The organism is Stenotrophomonas sp. ISL-67 (genome assembly GCF_018612915.1).
Classification (GTDB): domain Bacteria; phylum Pseudomonadota; class Gammaproteobacteria; order Xanthomonadales; family Xanthomonadaceae; genus Stenotrophomonas.
On record NZ_JAGGRL010000001.1, the window covers coordinates 737,445 to 758,159 of the forward strand.

A 20,715-nucleotide genomic window follows, 5' to 3' on the forward strand; every position below is an offset into this window, starting at 1 on the left:
CCCGGTGTGCCGGGGCGCCCGACGAAAGAGCGGACCTGGTTCCGCTCTTCCGCTTTGACGAATCCCGACTTCCGGATACTGATTCACACCATGAGCAAGCGCGATTACTACGAAGTGCTGGGCGTGTCCCGCACTGCCAACGACGAAGAACTGAAGAAGGCCTATCGCCGTTGCGCGATGAAGCACCACCCTGACCGCAACCCCGGCGACAGCGCCGCCGAGGCGGCCTTCAAGGAGTGCAAGGAAGCCTACGAGACCCTGTCCGACGCCAACAAGCGCCGCATGTACGACGCGCACGGCCACGCGGCCTTCGAGCACGGCATGGGCGGTGGTGGCGGTCCCGGTGGCCCGGACATGGGCGACATCTTCGGCGACATCTTCGGCAACATCTTCGGGGGTGCTGGCGGTGGCCCGCGCCAGGCGCGTCGTGGTGCCGATATCGGCTACGTGATGGAGCTGGACCTGGAAGAAGCGGTGCGTGGCATCGAGCGCCGGATCGAGATTCCCACCCTGGCCGAGTGCGACGATTGCCACGGCAGTGGGTCGGACGACGGCAAGGTGGAAACCTGCAGCGTGTGCCGCGGGCAGGGCCAGGTACGCATCCAGCGTGGCATCTTCGCCATGCAGCAGGCCTGCCACAACTGCAACGGCCGCGGCCAGATCATCCAGAACCCCTGCAAGACCTGCCACGGCAATGGCCGGGTCGAGGAAGATAAAGTGTTGTCGGTCAAGGTGCCTGCGGGCGTCGACACCGGCGACCGCATCCGCCTGGCGGGCGAGGGCGAGGCCGGTCCGGCCGGCACGCCGCCGGGCGACCTGTACGTGGAAGTGCGGGTGCGCGAGCACGCGATCTTCCAGCGCGATGGCGACGACCTGCACTGCGAAGTGCCGATCCGCATCTCGCAGGCTGCGCTGGGCGATACGGTGCGCGTGGCCACCCTCGGTGGCTATGCGGAGATCCGCATTCCGGCCGAAACCCAGACCGGCAAGCTGTTCCGCCTGCGCGGCAAGGGCGTGCGTTCGGTGCGCAGCCGCAGCGAAGGCGACCTGTACTGCCGCGTGGTAGTGGAAACCCCGGTCAACCTGACCATCGAGCAGCGCAAGCTGCTGGAGCAGTTCGAAACCACCTTCACCGGCGAAGAAGCACGCAAGCACTCGCCGAAGTCGGCGACGTTCATCGATGGCGTCAAGGGTTTCTGGGACCGCATGACCTCGTAAGCATAGTTTTGCGGATGACGAAAATGCCGGGCCGACGCCCGGCATTTTTTTGTGTGTCATCCGGGTAGGAGGCCGCGATCGGCATCGCGTGGGCCGGCCAACGGCCGGCGCTACCATTGGCTGCGGATGCTGTGCGCGAACCGTCCGCACCCGGTGGCTGCGGATGCTGTGCGCGAACCGTCCGCACCCGGTTGGCTGCGGATCCTGTGCGCGAACCTTCCGCACCATTGGCTGCGGATCCTGCGGTAGCGCCGGCCGTTGGCCGGACCTCGGGGTGCCCCCCGCGCCCGGCACCGCGTAAAATCGCGGCATGAACGATTCCCTCGAAAGCCACCTGGTCCATGGGCGCCGCCAGCGCCCGGACGGTCCGTCGCCGGTCGACGTCATTTCGGTTCAATCGCAGCTGGTCTACGGCCACGCCGGCAACAGCGCGGCGGTGCCGCCGCTGCGCGCGCTGGGCGTGCGCGTGGCTGAAGTGCCGACCACGCTGCTGAGCAACGCGCCGTTCTATCCCACCACGCGCGGCCGTGTGCTGCCCACCGACTGGTTCGCCGACCTGCTGCAGGGCGCGAACGAACGTGGCCTGCCGGCGCGCGCCAGGATGCTGGTATCGGGCTACTTCGGCAGCGTGGGTAACGGTACGGCATTTGCCGACTGGCTCGACCGCGTGCTGCCGGCCTCACCGCAGCTGCGCTACTGCCTGGACCCGGTGATCGGCGACACCCACACCGGCCCTTACGTGGAGCCGGGCCTGGAAACCGTGTTCGCCGAACGCCTGCTGCCGCATGCGTGGCTGGTGACACCCAATGCGTTCGAACTGGGCCGCCTGACCGGGATGCCCAGCCTGGCCGAAGCCGATGCCATCGCCGCCGCGCAGGCGCTGCTGGCACGGGGGCCGGAATGGGTGCTGGCGCACAGCGTGGGGGGCGACCCGGGCGAGCTGGTCACCCTGGCGGTCAGCCGCGATGCCATCTGGCGCTGGTCGTCGCCGCACCTGCCGGTGGACGTCGCCGGCACCGGCGATGTGTTGATGTCGCTGCTGGTCGCGTTCCTGCTGCGCGGTGAGCGCTTCGAGCAGGCGCTGTCGCGTTCGATCTCCGGCGTGCATGCCGCGCTGGAGGCCACCCTGGCCAACGATCACGAAGAGTTCGACGTGCTGGCCGCCGCACCGGCCGCACTGGCGCAGCCGCACCGCTTCCGCGCCGAGCGCCTGGCGTGAGCCTGCGTCCGGTTGTCGGCATCGTCGGCAGTGCCGGCGCGTACGGGCGCTGGCTGCGCACGTTCCTGGAACAGCGGCTGGGGCTGGAGGTGATCGGCCATGATCCGGCCGATCCGCAGTCGGATGATCCGGAAACGCTGCTGTCGCGCGCCGAGGTGCTGGTATTTTCCGCACCGATCCGGCACACGCCTGCCCTGATTGCCGATTACGTGAGCCGCTCGGCCGGCCGCGAAACCGGTCGGCTGTGGCTGGACGTGACCTCGGTGAAGAGTGAGCCGGTGGCCGCGATGCTGCGTTCGCAGGCCGAGGTGGTCGGCCTGCACCCGATGACGGCACCGCCCAAGGCGCCCACGCTGAAGGGCAGGGTGATGGTGGTGTGCGAAGCCCGGTTGGCGCACTGGCAGCCGTGGGTAAGTGAACTGTGCACGGCACTGGAAGCAGAATGCGTGCGCGCCACGCCAGCGCACCACGACCAGGTGATGGCGCTGGTGCAGGCCATGGTGCATGCCACCCATCTGGCCCAGGCCGGTGTGCTGCGCGAGTACGCCCCGCTTCTGGGCCCGCTGTCGGACCTGATGCCGTATCGTTCGGCCTCGTTCGAGCTGGACACCGCGATCATCGCGCGCATCCTCTCGCTCAACCCGGCCATCTACGAAGACATCCAGTTCGGCAATCCGCACGTGGCGCCGATGCTGGATCGTCTGCTGGGCCAGCTCCAGGGTCTGCGCGACCAGGTCGAGCGGGGCGATGAGGCCGCGCGGGCTGCGTTCCGCGAGCAGCTGCTGCTGGACAACCGCGAGCACCAGGGCAAGGCGCTGCTGGAGGCAGGCAATTACACCTTTGAACGCGTGGGTTACCTGTTGGCCGACCTGACCGAGCGCAATGCGATCAGCGTGCACCTGCCGGAAGACCGCCCGGGTTCACTGCGTGAGCTGCTGCATGTATTCGAGCGGCATGGTGTCAGCCTGGCCTCGATCCACTCCTCGCGTACGCCCGGTGGGGAAGTGCATTTCAGAATGGGCTTTGTGGCAGGTAGCGATCTGGATGCGCTGCAACGGGCGGCCGTGGAAATCGACGCCACCGGCATCGGCCGGGTGCTGCCGCGCTGACGCGCTGACGCGCTGTCGCATTCATCCACAGAGGATGTGGATGAAAGGCGGACAAGCATGTGGATAACCGTGCGCAGCCCGCGTGGCAAAAGGCTGTCAAGACGCATGGCGATTAATTGACCATCCCGGTAGCGCCGGCCGTCGGCCGGCCCTCCGGGTGTCGATCGGCATCGCATGGGCCGGCCAACGGCCGGCGCTACACGGTCAGGGTGAGCTCGCCACCCGGGGTGCGGAATGAACGACCCTCACGCACCAGATGGCTACCATCGGCCAGCTCGTAGCGGACATGGGGATCGGCTGCGGTACCCGCATCGCCGACCTCATCCTTGAATTCGATGATCACGTATTCCACGTCATTGGCATCGGTAGCGGGAAACTGTCGGAACGACATCAAACACCTCCTGCAGCAGGGACATGGGGCGCTGCCACCATGCAGCCTGCTGCGTTAGCGGTGCGTCATCAATCGATGAACTGCAGCTTTGCCAATTCAGCGTACAACCCGCCTTCGGCCAACAACTGCGCATGGGTGCCCTGCGCGATGATCCGCCCATGGTCCATCACCACGATGCGGTCGGCCTTGAGCACGGTGGCCAACCGGTGGGCGATCACCAGCGTGGTGCGCCCAGCCATCAGCCGTTCCAGTGCCTGCTGCACCGCACGCTCGCTCTGCGCGTCCAGCGCGCTGGTGGCTTCATCCAGCAGCAGGATCGGCGCATCCTTGAGCAGGGCGCGCGCGATGGCAATGCGCTGCTGCTGGCCGCCGGACAGGCGCGCACCGCGCTCGCCCAGCTCGCTCAGGTAGCCGTCGGGCAGTGCCTGCAGGAACTCATCGGCCTCGGCCGCTTCCGCCGCGCGCTGCACTTCTTCGTTGCTCGCCTCCAATCGCCCATAGCGGATGTTGTCCAGCGCGCTGCTGGCGAACAGCGTGGGCTGCTGTGGGACCAGCGCCATCTGCGCGCGCAGTTGCGCCGGATCGACGCGGCGCACGTCGACGCCGTCCACCTGCACGCTGCCAGCGTCAGGATCGTGGAAGCGCAGCAGCATCGACAGCACCGTGCTCTTGCCGGCGCCGGAAGGCCCGACCAGGGCCACGGTTTCGCCCGGGCGCACATGCAGGTTGAAATGCTCCAGCGCCGCACTGTCGGGGCGCTGCGGGTAGTGGAAGACCACGTCCTGGAAGCGGATATCGCCGCGCAGCGGCTGCGGCAGCGGCAACGGATCGCTCGGGGCGCTGATTTCGATGTCCTCGTGCAGCAGTTCGGCGATCCGGCCCATGCCGCCGGAAGCGCGCTGCAGTTCATTCCACACTTCGGCCAGCGCGCCGACCGAGCCGCCACCGATCAGGGCATACAGCACGAACTGGCCCAGCGTGCCGGCCGTCATGCGGCCGTCGTTGACGTCATGCGCGCCCAGCCACAGCACGCCCACGATCGCACCGAACACCAGCACGATGGCGGTGGCGGTGACCAGCGACTGCGCGCCGATGCGGCGGCGCGCGGCACGGATCGATTCGGCCAGCGCTTCGTTGAACCGGTTGCGTTCGTACGGCTCGCGCGCGTGCGCCTGCACGGTACGCACCGCGCCCAGCGTTTCGGCCGCTAGGCTGTTGGCATCGGCGATGCGGTCCTGGCTGGCGCGCGAGATGCCGCGCACACGCCGCGCACCGATGATGATCGGCAGCACCGCAAGCGGAATGCCCACCAGCGACCATGCTGCCAGCCGCGGGCTGGTCACGAACAGCATCACCAGGCTGCCCACTACGGTGACGCTGCTGCGCAGGGCCACGGACATGGTCGACCCGATCACACTGCGCAGCAGTTCGCTGTCGGCGGTCAGGCGCGAGACCAGCTCGCCGCTGCGGCTGCGGTCGTGGAAGCCGGCGCCCAGTGCGATCAGGTGCGCGTACAGGCGGCTGCGCAGGTCGGCCACCACCTTCTCGCCCAGCAGCGACACAAAGAAGAAACGCGCCGCCGTGGCCAGCCCCAGCACCACCGCCACCAGCAACAGCAGGGCAAACGCGCGGTTGATCTGCCCGTTGCCGCTGAAGCCGTGGTCGATCATCTGCTTCACGGCCGGTGGCAGGCTCAGCGTGGCGGCCGAAGAGACTGCCAGCGCCACCAGCCAGGCCGAGAACAGGCCGGCATGCCGGCGCACGAACGGCCACAGCGTGCCCAGGCTGCCAAGGCGGCGCAGCGCCGGGTCCGGTATGGGAGAGGGTTCAGTCATGGACAAGGCCTGGTTCGGTGCGCGAATGCACGCGGATACGATCACGAGTGGCGTCGCGCAGGCGGATTTTCAACGGGTCGGCCTGATCGGCGGGAAGGCGGACGTGCAGTTCCACGCCCGAGGTGGTGAATGCTTCGTCCAGTTTTTCGGCCAGATGCGCCGCTAAAGCGGCATGCAGCACGCCCAGGTCCTCGAACCCGGCCTGCACCGTCAGCTCGGCCAGCGCCACTAGCGGCAGCCGCGGTGCAGTGCGCAGGCACTCGGCGGCGGTGCCGCCATAGGCACGTACCAGCCCGCCGGCGCCCAGCTTGATCCCGCCATACCAGCGGATCACCACCACCATGACGCGATCGAAGCCCTGGCCGTCGATGGCCGCCAGGATCGGGCGACCGGCGGTGCCGGCCGGTTCGCCGTCGTCGCTGGAGCGGTACTCGTTGCCATGCCGGTAGGCCCAACAGTTATGCGTGGCATCGGCAACGGCCACCTGCTGCAGGAAGGCCAATGCATCGCCGGGCGCGTCGATCGGCGCGGCGTGCGCGACGAAACGGCTGTGCTTGATGTCCAGGCTGTGGCTGACGGCGGTGGCGAGCGTATCTGGCATCCACGCCATTCTAGTGGGGGTCGAGCAGCTCGCGCAGATCAGACGGAATACGCGCTTCCGGGTAGTGCTGCAGGTAGCGCTCCAGGCTGGCACGTGCGGTATCCACGTCGCCGTCGTCGCGGCGCTCGCGGATGCGCTTGATCCACTGCCGGCGGGGCAGCGCCGCATCGGCATCGACCGCGACGGTGATGGCGCCAGCCGACAGCGCGCCGAAGGCAGGCGCCGGGGCGGCACGACGCATCACACCCGGCGCGCCCTTTGCCTGCGTACGCTCACGTGATTCGCTGATGCGGCTGCCGGTCACCCCCACGCTGTCGGGCGCGGCGGCCTGATCGGCAGCCACCATGGTATCGGGTGGGCTGGGCGCTGCCATCGGCGCCGCCATGGGGGCTGGCGACACGGGCGCCTGGGCGGGAAGGGCCCTGGCTGGCGCAGAAGGCGGCGGCAGCGGCACCGGCGCGGGCTTCGGCGCAGACACTGCCCGCGCGGCCAGTGGTTTTTCCGCAGCGGCATCGGACCCGACGTCAGCGGCAGGCAGGGCGTCGCCCGTTGCCTCCGCCGCCGCCGTGACCGGCGCAGCCGGCGGCGGTGCCTCGGGCTTGAGCTGCCAGGCAATGCCCACCGCGAACACCAGCGACGCCGCCAGGCCGAACACCGCTGGCAGGCGCGAACGCGGGCGGGACGTGCTGCGTACCGGGGCCGCTGCCGCAGTGGGGTCCTCGGTGGCAGCGCCGGGTTGCACGGCCGCACGTGCGGCCGCCAGCACCGCCTCGTCCACGGCCGCAGACGGCGCGGCCGGCGCGGGGCGACCGAGCAGGCGGGCCAGCTCGCGTTCTTCCGGCGTCAGTGGATCGGGGCGGTTCATGGGCTCAACTCCGCGCGCAGCTTGTCCATCGCGTAGCGCAGCCGCGATTTCACCGTTTCACGGCCCACGCCGGTGATCTGCGCGATTTCTTCCAGGCTGAGTTCCTGCTCCAGCCGCAGCTGCAGCACCGTACGCTGGTCATCTGGCAGTTGTTCCATCGCCAACTGAAGGCGGCGGCGCTGCTCGAAGTCGGACAGTTGGCTTTCCGGGGTGCGAGGGTCGCTCATCCGCGCCACGCGCTCCTCGGCATCGCCCGGCGCCGTTGGCCGATGGCGTGAAGCCCGCCAATGGTCATTGAGCCGATTATGGGCAATGCGGAACAGCCAGGTGGTGAAGGCCGCCTCGGGCTGCCAGCCTGCACGCGCGGCGATCACCCGCTGCCACACGTCCTGGAACATCTCGTCGGCCAGCGCCGCATCGCGCAGCTGGCGCAGCAGGAAGCTGTACAGGCGGTTGCGGTGGCGTGCGTACAGGGCCTCGAACGCGCGCAGGTCGCCACCGGCCCAGGCCAGCATCAGCGATTCGTCGGTTGGCAGGGCAGCGGCATGCACGGCGCACAGAGTAAGCGCTGAATGGGCCTGCGCATAGCCGAGCGGGACAGGAACTGCAGCGGATATCACGAGGGCGGACCAGGGCGGAAGACACAGTGAACAACGGCCGAGGGCCGGCAACGGGGTTGAGGGCTTCCATTGCCCCCCGGGGGGCGCGTTATGCTCGGGGTACAGGGGAGGTGCCGGTTCTCCGGCGCCAGAAGAGATGAACATGTTGTCCAGCCAGGCAGTGACGTCCTCGGGGCATCCGGACCGTGGCGCGGTGGTCTCCTCCGCGCTTGCGCGGATGCTGTGCGCGTTGCTGCCCGAGGGTGCGCAGCTTGCCCTGGGCTGGTCGGACGCCGCACTGGGCGAAGGCTGCATCAGCCAGCCGCCGTCCGCACTGCCCGAGCAGGCGCTGCTGGACGCCCTGCTGGGGCTCCCGGCAACACCCGACACCGGCGCGCCGTATCGCTGGCAGCACCAGGGCGGCGAGCTGGTCATCCACGTAGCGCTGGCCGACGGCACGACGCCACACGACGGCTGGTGGGCGGCGGCACGCACCGGCCTGCAGGACGCCCTGGCACTGGCCCGGCAACGTGAACAGATCCGTTCGCTGGAGAATTCCAAACGCCTGCAGCAGGCGCTTTACGAGATCGCCGACCTGGCCGGTGCCGATCTGGAAATGACCGAGATGCTGCGGCACTTCCACCGCGTGCTCAATTCGCTGATGTACGCGCAGAACTGCTACATCGTCGAATACGACGACGTGCGCCGGCGGATCCGCTTCCTGTATTTCGCCGACCAGCGTGACAGTTTCGTGGCCGATCCCGACCGAAGCTACGAAGAGCACGAGATGCCGCGCAGCCTGACCTTCGCGTTGCTGCGCCATGGACAGCCGTTGAGCGGGCCGTCCAACGAGCTGCTCGCGGCGATGAGCGACGAGTACGACCCCAGCCGCGGACCGGAAAGCCTGGACTGGCTGGGCGTGCCGATGCTGCGCGAGGGCCGGGTCTGCGGTGCGATCGTGGTGCAGAGCTACGAGCACCGCGTGCGCTACAACGAGGCCGACCGCACCCTGCTCGGCTACGTGGCCCAGCACATTCTCACCGCGATGGACCGGCGCCAGGCGCAGGTGCAGCTCGAGCGCCAGGTGGAACGGCGCACCCTGGAGCTGCAGCGGGCCAACCACAGCCTGCAGGACGAGGTGATCGAGCGCCGCCGTGCCGAGAAGCTGCAGCTGGCCCTGTTCAATATCGCCGAAATGGCGATGAGCGCCGAAAGCCTGGCCCAGTTCTATGTGCAGGTGCATGGGGTGGTGGGCACGCTGCTGGATGCGCGCAATTTCTACATCGCCTTGGTGGATGAATCCGGCGAGGGCCTGGAATTCGTGTATTCGGTGGACGAGTACAACCCGGCGCGCGCCGCGCGGCCGTTCAGCAAGGGCCTCACGGAATATATCGTGCGCAACCGGCAGCCCTTGCTGGCCTCGCGCGAACACATCGATGCACTACGCGCCTCGGGCAGCGTGAACGAATTCGGCGCGCGCTCGCACTGCTGGCTGGGGGTGCCGCTGCTGAGCGATGACGACGTGGTCGGCGTGATCGTGGTGCAGAGCTATTCGCCGGAGATCAGTTTCACCGCGCATGACCAGCGCCTGCTCACGTTCGTGGCCCAGAACATCGGCAATGGGCTGGCCCGCCAGCGCGACCAGGAACGGCTGCGCAATGCGCATGCCGAGCTGGAAAAGCGCGTGGAGGAACGCACCCGCGAACTGGCCGAGGTCAACGGCAAGTTGCTGGGCCAGATCGGCGAACGCCTGCGCGCCGAACAGCGGCTGACCCACCAGGCCCTGCACGACGCGTTGACCGGGCTGCCCAATCGCGCGCACCTGCTGGACCGCCTGGAAGATGCCATTGCCCGTGCGCGTTCGCGCGACGGGCTGCGCTTTGCCGTGCTGTTCCTCGACCTGGACCGCTTCAAGCTGGTCAACGACAGCATCGGCCACGCCGCCGGCGACCAGATGCTGGTGGAAGTGGCCAAGCGCATCGTCTCGATGGTGGCCGGCGATGACGTGGTGGCGCGCCTGGGCGGCGATGAATTCGCGATCCTGCTCGAATGCGAGCAGGGGTTGGCGTCGGCGCGCGAGTTCTCGCAGCGCATGCTGGTAGCGCTGGAAGAATCCATGTGGGTGCAGGGCCGCGAGCTGTTCCCGTCGGGCAGCCTGGGCATCGCGATGTGGAGCCCACGCTACCGCAATGGTGAGGAAATGGTGCGCGACGCCGACGCGGCGATGTACCGGGCCAAGGCCCAAGGCAAGGACCGCTGCGCCGTGTTCGATGAGGCCATGCGCGAGGAAGCGCTGCGCAGCCTGGACCTGGAAGCGGACCTGCGGCGGGCGATCAACAACCGCGATTTCCTGCCGTATTACCAGCCGATCGTGCGCCTGACCGATGGCCAGGTGGTGGGCTACGAGGCCCTGCTGCGCTGGCGCCATGAGCGCCGCGGGCTGCTGCTGCCCAGCGCATTCCTGGACCTGGGCGAGGAAAGCGGGCTGATCGAGCAGGTCGACTGGCTGTTGTACGAAGACGTCATCGGCCAGCTGGCGCAGGGCGGCGAGGGCTACCTGTCGGTGAACGTATCGCCGCGGCATTTCCGTTCGGCCGATTTCAGCTCACGCCTGTTCGGCCTGATCGAAGCGGCGGGTGCCGATCCGCGGCGGTTGCGGCTGGAAATCACCGAGGTGGCGCTGCTCGACGACGGCCCGCGTACGCTGCGGATCCTGCAGACGTTGCGCGAGCGCGGCGTACTCGTCCAGCTGGATGACTTCGGCACGGGCTTCTCGGCTCTGTCCTACCTGCACCGTTTCCCGATCTCCACGCTCAAGATCGACCAGAGCTTCATCGCAGGCCTGCATGGCCAGGACCTGCAGAGCACCTATGCGCTGGTACAGGGCGTGTTGTCGCTGGCGCGCACGCTGGGGATCGAAACGGTGGGCGAGGGCATCGAGAACATGGCCCAGCGGCAGACCCTGCTGCAGCTGGGCTGTGACTACGGCCAGGGCTACCTGCTCGGCCGCCCCGCGCCGATGGACACGTACAATCCGGCCATTCCCACGCCGCCGTAGAGCGACGCCCTGCGTCGCTGCGCGTGGCCCCGCCGGCAGGCAGCGGGGCGGAGCCCCGCTCTACCAACCTTATCGCAATGCGGTACGGCGCTTCTCGTCGATCCACTTCGAGGCCTGCGCCGGCTCGTAGGCGCGCATCCAGTCCAGCATGGCGTCGATGTCCGCGCCGTACCAGAGGTCTGCGCGCTGGTCCGGGTGCAGGAAGCGCTCTTCGACCATGCGGTCGATCATGCCGATCAGGGGCGCGTAGAAGCCGTCCACGTCGAGGAACGCGCAGGGCTTGTTGCCAATGCCGAGCTGGCGCCAGGTCAGCATCTCGAAGATTTCTTCCATGGTGCCGAAGCCGCCGGGCAGGGCCACGAACGCGTCGGACAGGTCGAACATGCGCGACTTGCGTTCATGCATGGAACCGACGATTTCCAGTTCGGTCAGGCCACGGTGGGCCACTTCCCAGTCCGCCAGCTGCTGCGGAATCACCCCGGTCACTTCGCCGCCGCCGGCCAGCACGGCATTGGCCACGGTGCCCATCAGGCCCACGTTGCCGCCGCCATAGACCAGGCGCAGGCCATCGCGGGCGATGCGGTCGCCCAGCGCGATGGCGCGTTCGGTGTAGATGGGTTTGCTACCGGCGTTGGAGCCGCAGTAGACGCAGATGGATTTCATGGGAGGTTCCCGCTGGAAACCACCCATTATCGCATGCCGGTAGCGCCGGGCTCTGCCCGGCACCTTCCGTCAGGCGGCCTGGTTCTGCTGGCGCTGTGGGCCTTCCTTCAGGGCGCGGCCCACCAGGCCGACCATCAGGTCCAGCTCTTCGCTGTCCATGCCGAAGTGCGGGGTGAAGCGCAGCGAATTTTCGCCGCCATGGATGACGTTGATGCCATGGTTGCGCAGCCATTCCTCGGTGGAGTTGGCGCCGTAGCACTTGAACTGCGGGGCCAGCTCGCAGGAGAACAGCAGGCCGGTGCCCTGCACCTTGGTGATCAGCCCGCCCAGTTCGGCCTTGAGCTGTTCCAGCTTGCGCACGGCTTCCTCGCCGCGCACGCGGATGTTTTCGCGCACCTGCGGGGTGAGCATGCCGAGCGTGGCGCAGGCCACGTCCAATGCACGCGGGTTCGACGTCATGGTGTTGCCGTAGATACCCTTGCGATACAGCTGCGCGGCATGCTCGGTCACGGCCAGCACCGACAGCGGGTACTGCGCGGCGTTCAGGGCCTTGGAATAGGTCTCCATGTCCGGCACGTCCAGGCCCTCGAAGCCCGGGTAATCCACGATCGACAGCACGCCGTGCGCACGCAACCCGGCCTGGATCGAATCGAGCAAAAGCAGGCTGCCGTGCTGGCGGGTCAACTCACGGGCCAGCGCGTAGAAGGACGGCGGCACGGCACGGCCGGGGTCGCCTTCGCCCATCACCGGTTCCAGGAAGATCGCTTCGATGAACCAGTGGTTCTGCTCTGCCTCGGCGAAGACCCGCTTCAGGGCGTCCTCGTCGTAGGGCGCGATGGCGATCACCGTGTCTTCGCCGCGGTAGCTGGCCAGGTGCTGCAGGTAGGTCCTGCGGCTGGAATCCGAATACAGGCCAGGGCGGTCGGTGCGGCCGTGGAAGCTGCCCTTGACCACCACCCGCTTGATCTTCGCGCCGGCGTGGCGGGCGCCCGGATCGGTCTGCAGCTTCGCGTTGACGTCGGCGATGCGCGCGGCCAGGCCGACCGCTTCCGAGCCGGAGTTCAGGCACATGAACCGTGCGTACGGGCAACCGCCACGGCGGTGCCCGATCTCGCGGCGCAACGCCTGGATGAAGCGCTGCTGCGACAGGCTGGGGGTCATCACGTTGGCCATCACCTGCGGGGCCGACATCGCCTCAAGCACGGCCTCCGGGGTATGCCCGAAACCGAGCATGCCGTAGCCGCCGGCGTCGTACAGCACCGCACCCTTCAGGGTCACCACCCACGCGCCGCGGGCGGCGAGGGCGACGTACGGGGTCACCGCATCATCGGCGTAGAAATTGACGAAGCCGTCCTGCATCGCGTCGATCTGGGCACGCTCATCGAGCGCCAGCACATCGGCAAGGTCGGCGCGGACGCGCTCGAACTCAGCGGCGGCGGCGTCCACGGCGGCCACCAGCTGCGGGTGGCTGGCCGCCAGGCGTTCAAGGGTGGCGTCATCCAGACCGGCGGTAAGGCGGGTGCCGGGCTGGGCGCGAAGGGGGGCGAGGCGTTCGATGAAGCTCATTGCAGATCTCCTGAAACGATTGGCGGCATGGCGCAAATGCAAAACGCGCGACCGGGGGCGCGCGCCTGGGGCAATGCGGCTCATGCATCAGACTTCCAGTTCGATGCTATCACGCGGTTTTTCGCGCGATAACCCCGCCAAATACTGTTGCAAAGCAGCATTTTGCGCGACGTTCAGTGCTTCTCGCGTTGCCACCGGGGGCCAGTCGTACAATGCGCGACATTGTCTACACGTTGCCGTGCGCTCCCTTGAAGAAGTCCGACTTCCATTACGACCTTCCCGCTGAACTGATCGCCCAGACCCCGCTCGCCGAGCGCTCGGCAAGCCGCTTGATGGTGGTGCCGCAGGCGCCGGCCGCGTTCGAACACCGCCAAGTGCGCGACCTGCCGGCGCTGCTTCAGGCCGGCGACCTGCTGGTGTTCAACGATACCCGGGTGATCCCGGCCCGCCTGTTCGGCCAGAAGGCCAGCGGCGGCCGCGTGGAGATCCTGATCGAACGCCTGCTCGGTGGGCAGCAGGCCCGGGCCCAGGTGGGCGCCAGCAAATCGCCGAAGCCGGGCAGCCGGATCGCGCTCGATGCCGGCGGCGAAGCCGAGGTGCTGGGTCGCGACGGCGAGTTCTACGTACTGCAGTTCCACGTGCCCGAGCCGCTGGAGCAGTGGCTGCTGCACGCCGGGCGGCTGCCGCTGCCGCCGTACATCCAGCGTGAGCCGGGGCTGGACGACCGCGAGCGCTACCAGACCGTGTTCGCGCGCGAAGTGGGCGCGGTGGCCGCGCCGACCGCCGGCCTGCACTTCGATGAGGGCCTGCTGGCGGCGCTGGCCGCGCAGGGCGTGAACGTCGGCCACGTCACCCTGCATGTGGGGGCGGGGACCTTCCAGCCGGTGCGCGCAGACGACCTGAAGGACCACGTGATGCACCGCGAGTGGCTCAACGTGGGCCCGGAACTGGTCCAGCAGGTGCGCCGTACCCGCGCCGCCGGCGGCCGGGTGATCGGCGTGGGCACCACCGTGGTGCGCGCGCTGGAAAGCGCGATGCGCGACGGCGAACTGCTGCCGTATGCCGGCGAGACCCAGATCTTCATCACGCCCGGCTACCGGATCCGCAGCGTGGACGCCATGGTGACCAACTTCCACCTGCCCGAAAGCACGCTGCTGATGATGATTTCGGCCTTTGCCGGGCGGGAGCGGGTGTTCGAGGCCTACCGTGCCGCGATCGAGGAAAAGTACCGGTTCTTCAGTTACGGCGATGCCATGTTGCTGTTCCCGCAGGCGTAGAGCCACGCCCTGCGTGGCTGAACCTGGCCGGGCGCTCCGCAGCCACGCAGGGCGTGGCTCTACGGCAGCCCGTTGTTTCGGCACGTTCAGCCGCGCCGGGGTCGGATTTAGGCGATAATCGAGGATTATTTGCCCGATTCTGCCCCGATGTCCCGACTCCAGTTCCAGCTCCAGACCACCGATGGGCGTGCCCGCCGTGGCCGCCTGACCTTCCCGCGCGGGACGGTGGAAACCCCGGCCTTCATGCCGGTGGGCACCTATGGGTCGGTCAAGGGCATCCTGCCGGAGCAGATCCGCGCGCTCGGTGCGGAAATCATCCTGGGCAACACCTTCCACCTGTACCTGCGCCCGGGCCTGGACGTGATCGCTAACCACGGCGGCCTGCACGGCTTCGCGCGCTGGAACGGGCCGATCCTGACCGATTCCGGCGGTTTCCAGGTGTTTTCGTTGGCCCACCGCCGCAAGATCACCGAGCAGGGCGTCACGTTCGCCTCGCCGACCGACGGTGCCCGGGTGTTCCTGGGCCCCGAAGAAAGCATGAAGATCCAGAAGGTGCTCGACTCGGACATCGTGATGATCTTCGACGAGTGCACCCCGTACCCGGCCACCGAGCCGGTGGCACGCACCTCGATGGAGCTGAGCCTGCGCTGGGCGCAGCGCAGCCGCAACGCGCACGACGAGCTCGGCAATGACGCGGCGCTGTTCGGCATCGTCCAGGGCGGGGTCCACCACGACCTGCGCAGCCGCTCGGCCGAAGGCCTGCAGCAGATCGGCTTCGACGGCTACGCCATTGGCGGCCTGGCCGTGGGCGAGCCCGAGCACGAGCGCAACGCGATGCTCGACCACATGCACCCGCTCCTGCCGGCCGACCGCCCGCGCTACCTGATGGGCGTGGGCCGGCCGGAAGACCTGGTCGAAGGCGTCGCCCGTGGCGTGGACATGTTCGACTGCGTGATGCCGACCCGCAACGCGCGCAACGGCCACTATTTCACCTCGTCCGGCACCGTGCGCATCCGCAACGCGCGCTATGAACGCGACATGGACACCATCGAGCCGGGCTGCGGCTGCCACGCCTGCACCAGCGGCTACACCCGCTCGTACCTGCGCCACCTGGACCGCTGCAACGAAATGCTGGCGCCGATGCTGGGCACCATCCACAACCTGTTTTACTACGAGAAGCTGATGGCCGACATGCGCGCGGCCATCGCGTCGGGAACCTTCGAGGCCTTCCGCGAGTCCTTTTATGCGGCCCGGGGCATGGCCACGCCGCCGCTGTAAGCGGCCGGCCCGACCCCGATCCGGCGCGCGGACCCCGCCAAACGGCCCAAGGACGAAGTTCCGGGGCCGTGGCATACTTCGCGGCTGACCCCTGTTTCGCGGCGACTCCCGACCCCATGTGGGAAAGGGCGCCTCCCAACCCAAGGACACACCATGAACCTGATCGCCTTCCTGATTCCCGCCGCCCATGCCCAAGCCGCCGGTGGCCAGCCGCAGGGCATGGGCCTGACCACGCTGCTGTTCCCGATCATCCTGATCGCGATCATGTATTTCCTGATGATCCGCCCGCAGATGAAGCGCCAGAAGGAACACAAGGCGATGCTGGAGAAGATCAAGGTCGGCGATGAAGTGCTGACCAACGGCGGCATCGCCGGCACGGTCAAGGCCATCGGCGACAACTTCGTCACCCTCGAAGTGGCCGACAATGTGAACATCCGCGTGCAGAAGGGCGCCGTGGGCAACGTGCTGCCGACCGGCACCTTGAAGTCGGCCAACTAAGCCACTCCCTTTCCGAAGCACAACCGCGGCGCCGGGACTGGCGCCGCGCAGGAACCTGGCAATGCTTGAATTTCCACGCTGGAAGTACGTCGTCATCCTGATCGTACTGGCGCTCAGCGCGCTGTACGCGCTGCCCAACATCTACCAGAAGGACCCTGCCGTCCAGATCACCGCCAACCGTGGCGGGCAGGTCGATGATGCCCTTCGCGAGCGCGTGCTGGCCGACCTGAAGGTGGCCGGCATCAACAACCTCGGCGCAGAGAAGGAAGGCGACAGCCTGATCGTGCGCCTGCCGGACCTGCAGACCCAGGCCGCGGCGAGCGCCACGCTGCGCGACAGCGTGGGCGAAAACTACACGGTGGCCCTGAACCTGGCCTCGACCGTGCCGGACTGGCTGCAACGCCTGGGCGGTCGCCCGATGGTGCTGGGCCTGGACCTGCAGGGTGGCGTGCACTTCGTGCTGCAGGTGGACCAGAAGGCTGCGGTCGACAAGCGCATGGATGCCTACGCCGAAGACGTGCGCGGCACCCTGCGCGAGTCGCGCGTACCGTTCCAGTCGGTCGAACGCCGCCCGGACAATTCGATTGTCGCCACCCTGAGCCCGTCCGCCGACGATGCCGCCGCGGAGCGTGCGCGCCTGGCGCTGGTCAAGGCGCAGCCCACCCTGGGCTATGACGTGGCGGGCAAGCGCATCACCGTGACCGTGCCGGACGCCGAGCTGAGCCAGATCACCAACGGTGCGATCGAGCAGAACATCAACACGCTGCGCAACCGCGTCAACCAGCTGGGCGTGGCCGAGCCGATCATCCAGCGCCAGGGTGCCGACCGCGTGGTCGTGCAGCTGCCGGGCGTGCAGGACACCGCCGAAGCCAAGCGCATGATCGGCGCAACCGCGACCCTGGAATACCGTGCGGTGGTCGACAACAACCCCGCAAGCGTCGCCGACAAGATCGCCACCGGCCGCATCCCGCCGGAAGCCAAGATCTACCAGCAGCGTGACAATCGTGGCCCGATCCTGCTGAACAAGCGCGTGATCGTCACCGGTGACCAGATGGTGGCCGCCCAGGCCCAGAACGACCCGACCACCGGGATCCCGTCGGTCAGCGTGACGCTCAACAGCGTCGGCGGCCAGCGCATGTTCGACTTCACCAGCGCCAATGTCGGCAAGCCGATGGCGGTGGTCTACACCGAACGCGTGCCGACCGTGACCGAAGTCGATGGCAGGGAAGTGCGCAGCTTCCGGGTCAACGAGGAAGTCATCTCGGTCGCCAACATCAATGGCGTGTTCGGCAAGAACTTCCAGACCACCGGCCTGGAGAAGAAGGAAGCTGACGATCTCGCCAAGCTGCTCAAGTCCGGCTCGCTGGCTGCGCCGATGGACTTCGTGGAAGAACGCGTGGTCGGCCCGAGCCTGGGTGCGGAAAACGTAGAGCGCGGCATCACTGCGGTGATCTACGCCTTCATGTTCACGCTGGTCTTCTTCACCGTGTACTACCGCATGTTCGGCCTGATCACCTCGGCGGCGATGCTGTTCAACCTGCTGATCGTGGTGGCGGTGATGTCGCTGTTCGGCGCCACCATGACCCTGCCGGGCTTTGCCGGCCTGGCGTTGTCGGTGGGCCTGTCGGTCGACGCCAACGTGCTGATCAACGAGCGCATCCGTGAAGAGCTGCGTGCGGGCGTGCCGGGCAAGAGCGCGATCGTGGCGGGTTATGAACGCGCCAGCGGCACCATCCTCGACGCCAACCTGACCGGCCTGATCGTCGGCGTGGCCCTGTTTGCCTTCGGCACGGGTCCGCTGAAGGGCTTTGCCCTGACGATGATCATCGGCATCTTCGCCTCGATGTTCACCGCGATCACCGTATCGCGCGCGCTGGCGACGCTGATCTACGGCCGCCGCAAGAAGCTCCAGAACGTGGCCATCTGACGGGACGACACGCACAATGAAACTGTTTCCGCTGCATATCCTCCCGAACGACACCAAGATCGACTTCATGCGTTGGCGCCATGTTGCAATGGCCGTCACCATCGCGTTGTTCCTGGCTTCCGTCGGCATCGTGGCCTTCAAAGGCTTCACCTTCGCGCTGGACTTCACCGGCGGCACCCTGATCGAAGCCCGCTTCGAGCGCCAGGTTGACGTCGAGGAAGTCCGTGACCGCCTGGAATCCAACGGCTTCGAGGGCACCCAGGTGCAGAGCTTCGGTGGCAACACCGACGTGCTGATCCGCCTGGCCCCGCATGGCGAGCATGCCCCCGGCACCGGCGCAGCCAGTGCCGAGGACAAGGCGACCGGTGCGGCGGTGCTCAAGGCGATCACCACCAGCGACAACCAGGCCACGATCCTGCGCAACGAGTTCGTGGGCCCGCAGATCGGCAAGGACCTGGCGTTGAACGGCCTGTACGCCACGATCTTCATGCTGGCCGGCTTCCTGATCTACATCGGCTTCCGGTTCGAGTGGAAGTTCGCGGTCACCGCCAGCATCGTGGCGCTGTTCGACCTGCTGGTGACGCTGGCCTACATGTCGCTGATGGGCCGCGAGTTCGACCTGAACCTGCTGGCCGGCCTGCTGTCGGTGATGGGCTTTGCGATCAACGACATCATCGTGGTGTTCGACCGCGTCCGCGAAAACTTCCGCAGCCTGCGTGCCGACCCGCTGGAAGTGCTGAACCGCTCGATCAACCAGACGCTGTCGCGTACGGTGATCACCGCGGTGATGTTCTTCCTGTCGGCGCTGGCGTTGTACATGTATGGCGGTGCTTCGCTGGAAGGCCTGGCCGAGACCCACATGGTGGGTGCGGTGATCGTGGTGCTGTCCTCGATCCTGGTGGCCGTACCGATGCTGACGATCGGCTTCCTGCGCGTGAGCAAGCAGGACCTGCTGCCGAAGGCCAAGGACATCGAAGCCCTGGCGCGTAGGCCGTAAGGGATTGCCGGGCAGAGCCCGGCACTACCGATCACGTAGCGCCGGGCTCTGCCCGGCGTTTTCGTTTCCGTACCGGGGCGTCGGTTGTGCTGCCTGCCCCAGCACACTACGATTTCAGGGTTGCGTGCGGCCGTTCCCGTGGCCGCGCCGTTCCTATCGAGGTCTACATGGTCATCAAACCGCGTGTGCGCGGCTTCATCTGCGTCACCACCCACCCGGTCGGCTGCGACGCTGCCGTGAAGCAGCAGATCGATTACATCCAGGCCCAGCCCAAGGTACCGAACGGTCCCAAGCGGGTGCTGGTGCTGGGTGCGTCCACCGGTTACGGCCTGGCCGCGCGCATCACGGCCGCATTCGGCAGCGGCGCTGCCACGCTGGGCGTGTTCTTCGAACGACCGGGTACCGAAACCAAGCCGGGCACTGCGGGCTGGTACAACTCGGCCGCGTTCCAGAAGTACGCCGAACAGGCCGGGCTGTACGCGCGCAGCGTGAACGGCGATGCCTTCTCCGATGAGGTCAAGGCCAAGGTGATCGAGCTCATCAAACAGGACCTGGGCCAGGTCGACCAGGTGGTGTACAGCCTGGCCGCGCCGCGGCGCAAGCACCCGAAGACCGGTGAGGTGATCAGCTCCACGCTCAAGCCGATCGGCGCGCCGATCACCCTGCGCGGGTTGGACACGGACAAGGAAGTGATCACCGAAACGACGATCGAGCCGGCCACGCCGGAAGAGATCGCCGGCACGGTGGCGGTGATGGGCGGCGAAGACTGGCAGATGTGGATCGACGCGCTGCTGGAGGTGGGTGTGCTGGCCGAGGGCGCCACCACCACGGCGTTCACCTACGTAGGCGAAGAGATCACCCAGGCAATCTACTGGAACGGTTCGATCGGTGCGGCCAAGAAGGACCTGGACCAGAAGGTGCAGGGCATCCGCGCCAAGCTGGCGCCGATCGGCGGCGACGCGCGCGTGTCGGTGCTCAAGGCGGTGGTAACCCAGGCCAGTTCGGCCATTCCGACCATGCCGCTGTACCTGTCGCTGCTGTTCAAGGTGATGAAGGAGCGGGGCACGCACGAGGGCTGCATCGAACAGCTCGACACGCTGTACGACATCATCTACGGCGGCAAGGACAGCGGCGCGGCTGTCGAGCGCCTGCGCCACCAGCTGCTGGCCGATGGTCGCACCGTGGAGCTGGTCGACGAAGCCGGCCGCCTGCGTGCGGACTACAAGGAAATGGCGCCGGACGTGCAGGCCAAGGTGGTCGCGCTGTGGCCGCAGGTGACCAACGAGAACCTGTACGAGATCAGCGACCTGGCCGGTTACAAGGCCGACTTCCTGCGCCTGTTCGGCTTCGGCGTGGACGGCGTGGATTACGAAGCAGACGTCGCGACGGATGTAGCCATTCCGAACCTGGTTGATCTGACCTGAGTTCGGTCTGCTGAAAAGCTGAAAAGCTGAAAAGCTGAAAAGCTGAAAAGCTGAAAAGCTGAAAAGCTGAAAAGCTGAAAAGCTGAAAAGCTGAAAAGCTGAAAAGCTGAAAAGCTGAAAAGCTGAAAAGCTGAAAAGCTGAAAAGCTGAAAAGCTGAAAAGCTGAAAAGCTGAAAAGCTGGAAAAGCGA

At 67.2% G+C, this 20,715-nt stretch carries 17 protein-coding genes; 10 read left to right on the forward strand and 7 right to left on the reverse strand.

Going from position 1 to position 20,715, the window contains the following annotated elements; translation table 11 throughout:
- Positions 1-90: 90 nt before the first annotated feature.
- The 3 genes from dnaJ (at position 91) to J7J08_RS03570 (ending at position 3,546) form a co-directional block, all read left to right on the forward strand.
- A complete protein-coding gene (gene dnaJ, locus J7J08_RS03560) occupies positions 91-1,218 on the forward strand; it encodes a molecular chaperone DnaJ (RefSeq protein WP_214901505.1) in 1,128 nt (375 codons plus the stop codon).
- Positions 1,219-1,528: 310 nt separating this feature from the next.
- Positions 1,529-2,437, forward strand: coding sequence for a pyridoxal kinase (pdxY, locus tag J7J08_RS03565; protein ID WP_214901507.1), 909 nt, complete (start codon positions 1,529-1,531; stop codon positions 2,435-2,437).
- Positions 2,434-3,546: a prephenate dehydrogenase gene (locus tag J7J08_RS03570; RefSeq protein ID WP_214901509.1), complete on the forward strand. Its 1,113-nt coding sequence runs from the start codon at positions 2,434-2,436 to the stop codon at positions 3,544-3,546. The genes pdxY and J7J08_RS03570 overlap by 4 nt, the downstream gene beginning before the upstream one ends.
- A 196-nt stretch (positions 3,547-3,742) precedes the next feature.
- Here the strand turns inward: J7J08_RS03570 and J7J08_RS03575 are convergent, their stop codons facing one another.
- From J7J08_RS03575 to J7J08_RS03595, 5 genes are all read right to left on the reverse strand, one after another.
- Positions 3,743-3,937, reverse strand: coding sequence for a hypothetical protein (locus tag J7J08_RS03575; RefSeq protein WP_214901511.1), 195 nt, complete (start codon positions 3,935-3,937; stop codon positions 3,743-3,745).
- 68 nt (positions 3,938-4,005) lie between these two features.
- Positions 4,006-5,772 carry an ABC transporter transmembrane domain-containing protein gene (locus tag J7J08_RS03580; protein WP_214901513.1) on the reverse strand — a complete coding sequence of 589 codons (1,767 nt, stop codon included), beginning with the start codon at positions 5,770-5,772 and terminating at the stop codon, positions 4,006-4,008.
- Complete coding sequence (locus J7J08_RS03585; RefSeq protein ID WP_214901514.1) at positions 5,765-6,373, reverse strand: YigZ family protein; 609 nt, start codon at positions 6,371-6,373, stop codon at positions 5,765-5,767. Before J7J08_RS03585 ends, J7J08_RS03580 begins: the two co-directional genes overlap by 8 nt.
- Positions 6,374-6,383: 10 nt before the next feature.
- Positions 6,384-7,238 carry a hypothetical protein gene (locus tag J7J08_RS03590; RefSeq protein ID WP_214901515.1) on the reverse strand — a complete coding sequence of 285 codons (855 nt, stop codon included), beginning with the start codon at positions 7,236-7,238 and terminating at the stop codon, positions 6,384-6,386.
- Positions 7,235-7,789, reverse strand: coding sequence for an RNA polymerase sigma factor (locus J7J08_RS03595; protein WP_343237695.1), 555 nt, complete (start codon positions 7,787-7,789; stop codon positions 7,235-7,237). Before J7J08_RS03595 ends, J7J08_RS03590 begins: the two co-directional genes overlap by 4 nt.
- Positions 7,790-7,994: 205 nt before the next feature.
- Here J7J08_RS03595 and J7J08_RS03600 point away from each other — a divergent pair, with 205 nt between their 5' ends.
- Entirely contained in the window at positions 7,995-10,895 is a 2,901-nt protein-coding gene (locus J7J08_RS03600) for an EAL domain-containing protein (protein WP_214901517.1), read from the forward strand.
- Positions 10,896-10,964: 69 nt separating this feature from the next.
- On the opposite strand, the gene J7J08_RS03605 is transcribed toward J7J08_RS03600, so the two are convergent.
- Entirely contained in the window at positions 10,965-11,558 is a 594-nt protein-coding gene (locus J7J08_RS03605) for a TIGR00730 family Rossman fold protein (protein WP_214901518.1), read from the reverse strand.
- Positions 11,559-11,627: 69 nt separating this feature from the next.
- Positions 11,628-13,124, reverse strand: a complete 1,497-nt coding sequence (locus J7J08_RS03610; RefSeq protein WP_214901520.1) for an aminotransferase class III-fold pyridoxal phosphate-dependent enzyme — start codon at positions 13,122-13,124, stop codon at positions 11,628-11,630.
- A gap of 212 nt (positions 13,125-13,336) precedes the next feature.
- On the opposite strand from J7J08_RS03610, the gene queA reads away from it, so the two are divergent.
- The 6 genes from queA (at position 13,337) to fabV (ending at position 20,525) form a co-directional block, all read left to right on the forward strand.
- The gene (gene queA / locus J7J08_RS03615) at positions 13,337-14,401 is read left to right on the forward strand and encodes a tRNA preQ1(34) S-adenosylmethionine ribosyltransferase-isomerase QueA (RefSeq protein WP_214901522.1); all 1,065 of its coding nucleotides are present in this window, start codon (positions 13,337-13,339) and stop codon (positions 14,399-14,401) included.
- Positions 14,402-14,548: 147 nt separating this feature from the next.
- Positions 14,549-15,679, forward strand: a complete 1,131-nt coding sequence (gene tgt, locus J7J08_RS03620; protein ID WP_214901523.1) for a tRNA guanosine(34) transglycosylase Tgt — start codon at positions 14,549-14,551, stop codon at positions 15,677-15,679.
- A gap of 153 nt (positions 15,680-15,832) precedes the next feature.
- Positions 15,833-16,177: a preprotein translocase subunit YajC gene (gene yajC, locus J7J08_RS03625; protein ID WP_214901525.1), complete on the forward strand. Its 345-nt coding sequence runs from the start codon at positions 15,833-15,835 to the stop codon at positions 16,175-16,177.
- A 61-nt stretch (positions 16,178-16,238) separates the two neighbouring features.
- Positions 16,239-18,104: a protein translocase subunit SecD gene (secD, locus tag J7J08_RS03630; protein ID WP_214901527.1), complete on the forward strand. Its 1,866-nt coding sequence runs from the start codon at positions 16,239-16,241 to the stop codon at positions 18,102-18,104.
- A 16-nt stretch (positions 18,105-18,120) separates the two neighbouring features.
- Entirely contained in the window at positions 18,121-19,101 is a 981-nt protein-coding gene (secF, locus tag J7J08_RS03635) for a protein translocase subunit SecF (RefSeq protein ID WP_214901528.1), read from the forward strand.
- Positions 19,102-19,268: 167 nt separating this feature from the next.
- Complete coding sequence (gene fabV, locus J7J08_RS03640) at positions 19,269-20,525, forward strand: enoyl-ACP reductase FabV (RefSeq protein ID WP_214901530.1); 1,257 nt, start codon at positions 19,269-19,271, stop codon at positions 20,523-20,525.
- The last annotated feature ends 190 nt before the right edge of the window (positions 20,526-20,715 follow it).

Coding starts and splice junctions, on each gene's coding strand:
- dnaJ (WP_214901505.1), top strand. CDS start 91: ATGAGCAAGCGCGATTACTACGAAGTGCTGGGCGTGTCCCGCACTGCC.
- pdxY (WP_214901507.1), top strand. CDS start 1,529: ATGAACGATTCCCTCGAAAGCCACCTGGTCCATGGGCGCCGCCAGCGC.
- J7J08_RS03575 (WP_214901511.1), bottom strand. CDS start 3,937: ATGTCGTTCCGACAGTTTCCCGCTACCGATGCCAATGACGTGGAATAC.
- J7J08_RS03580 (WP_214901513.1), bottom strand. CDS start 5,772: ATGACTGAACCCTCTCCCATACCGGACCCGGCGCTGCGCCGCCTTGGC.
- J7J08_RS03585 (WP_214901514.1), bottom strand. CDS start 6,373: ATGCCAGATACGCTCGCCACCGCCGTCAGCCACAGCCTGGACATCAAG.
- J7J08_RS03590 (WP_214901515.1), bottom strand. CDS start 7,238: ATGAACCGCCCCGATCCACTGACGCCGGAAGAACGCGAGCTGGCCCGC.
- J7J08_RS03600 (WP_214901517.1), top strand. CDS start 7,995: ATGAACATGTTGTCCAGCCAGGCAGTGACGTCCTCGGGGCATCCGGAC.
- J7J08_RS03605 (WP_214901518.1), bottom strand. CDS start 11,558: ATGAAATCCATCTGCGTCTACTGCGGCTCCAACGCCGGTAGCAAACCC.
- J7J08_RS03610 (WP_214901520.1), bottom strand. CDS start 13,124: ATGAGCTTCATCGAACGCCTCGCCCCCCTTCGCGCCCAGCCCGGCACC.
- queA (WP_214901522.1), top strand. CDS start 13,337: ATGCGCGACATTGTCTACACGTTGCCGTGCGCTCCCTTGAAGAAGTCC.
- tgt (WP_214901523.1), top strand. CDS start 14,549: ATGTCCCGACTCCAGTTCCAGCTCCAGACCACCGATGGGCGTGCCCGC.
- yajC (WP_214901525.1), top strand. CDS start 15,833: ATGAACCTGATCGCCTTCCTGATTCCCGCCGCCCATGCCCAAGCCGCC.
- secD (WP_214901527.1), top strand. CDS start 16,239: ATGCTTGAATTTCCACGCTGGAAGTACGTCGTCATCCTGATCGTACTG.
- secF (WP_214901528.1), top strand. CDS start 18,121: ATGAAACTGTTTCCGCTGCATATCCTCCCGAACGACACCAAGATCGAC.
- fabV (WP_214901530.1), top strand. CDS start 19,269: ATGGTCATCAAACCGCGTGTGCGCGGCTTCATCTGCGTCACCACCCAC.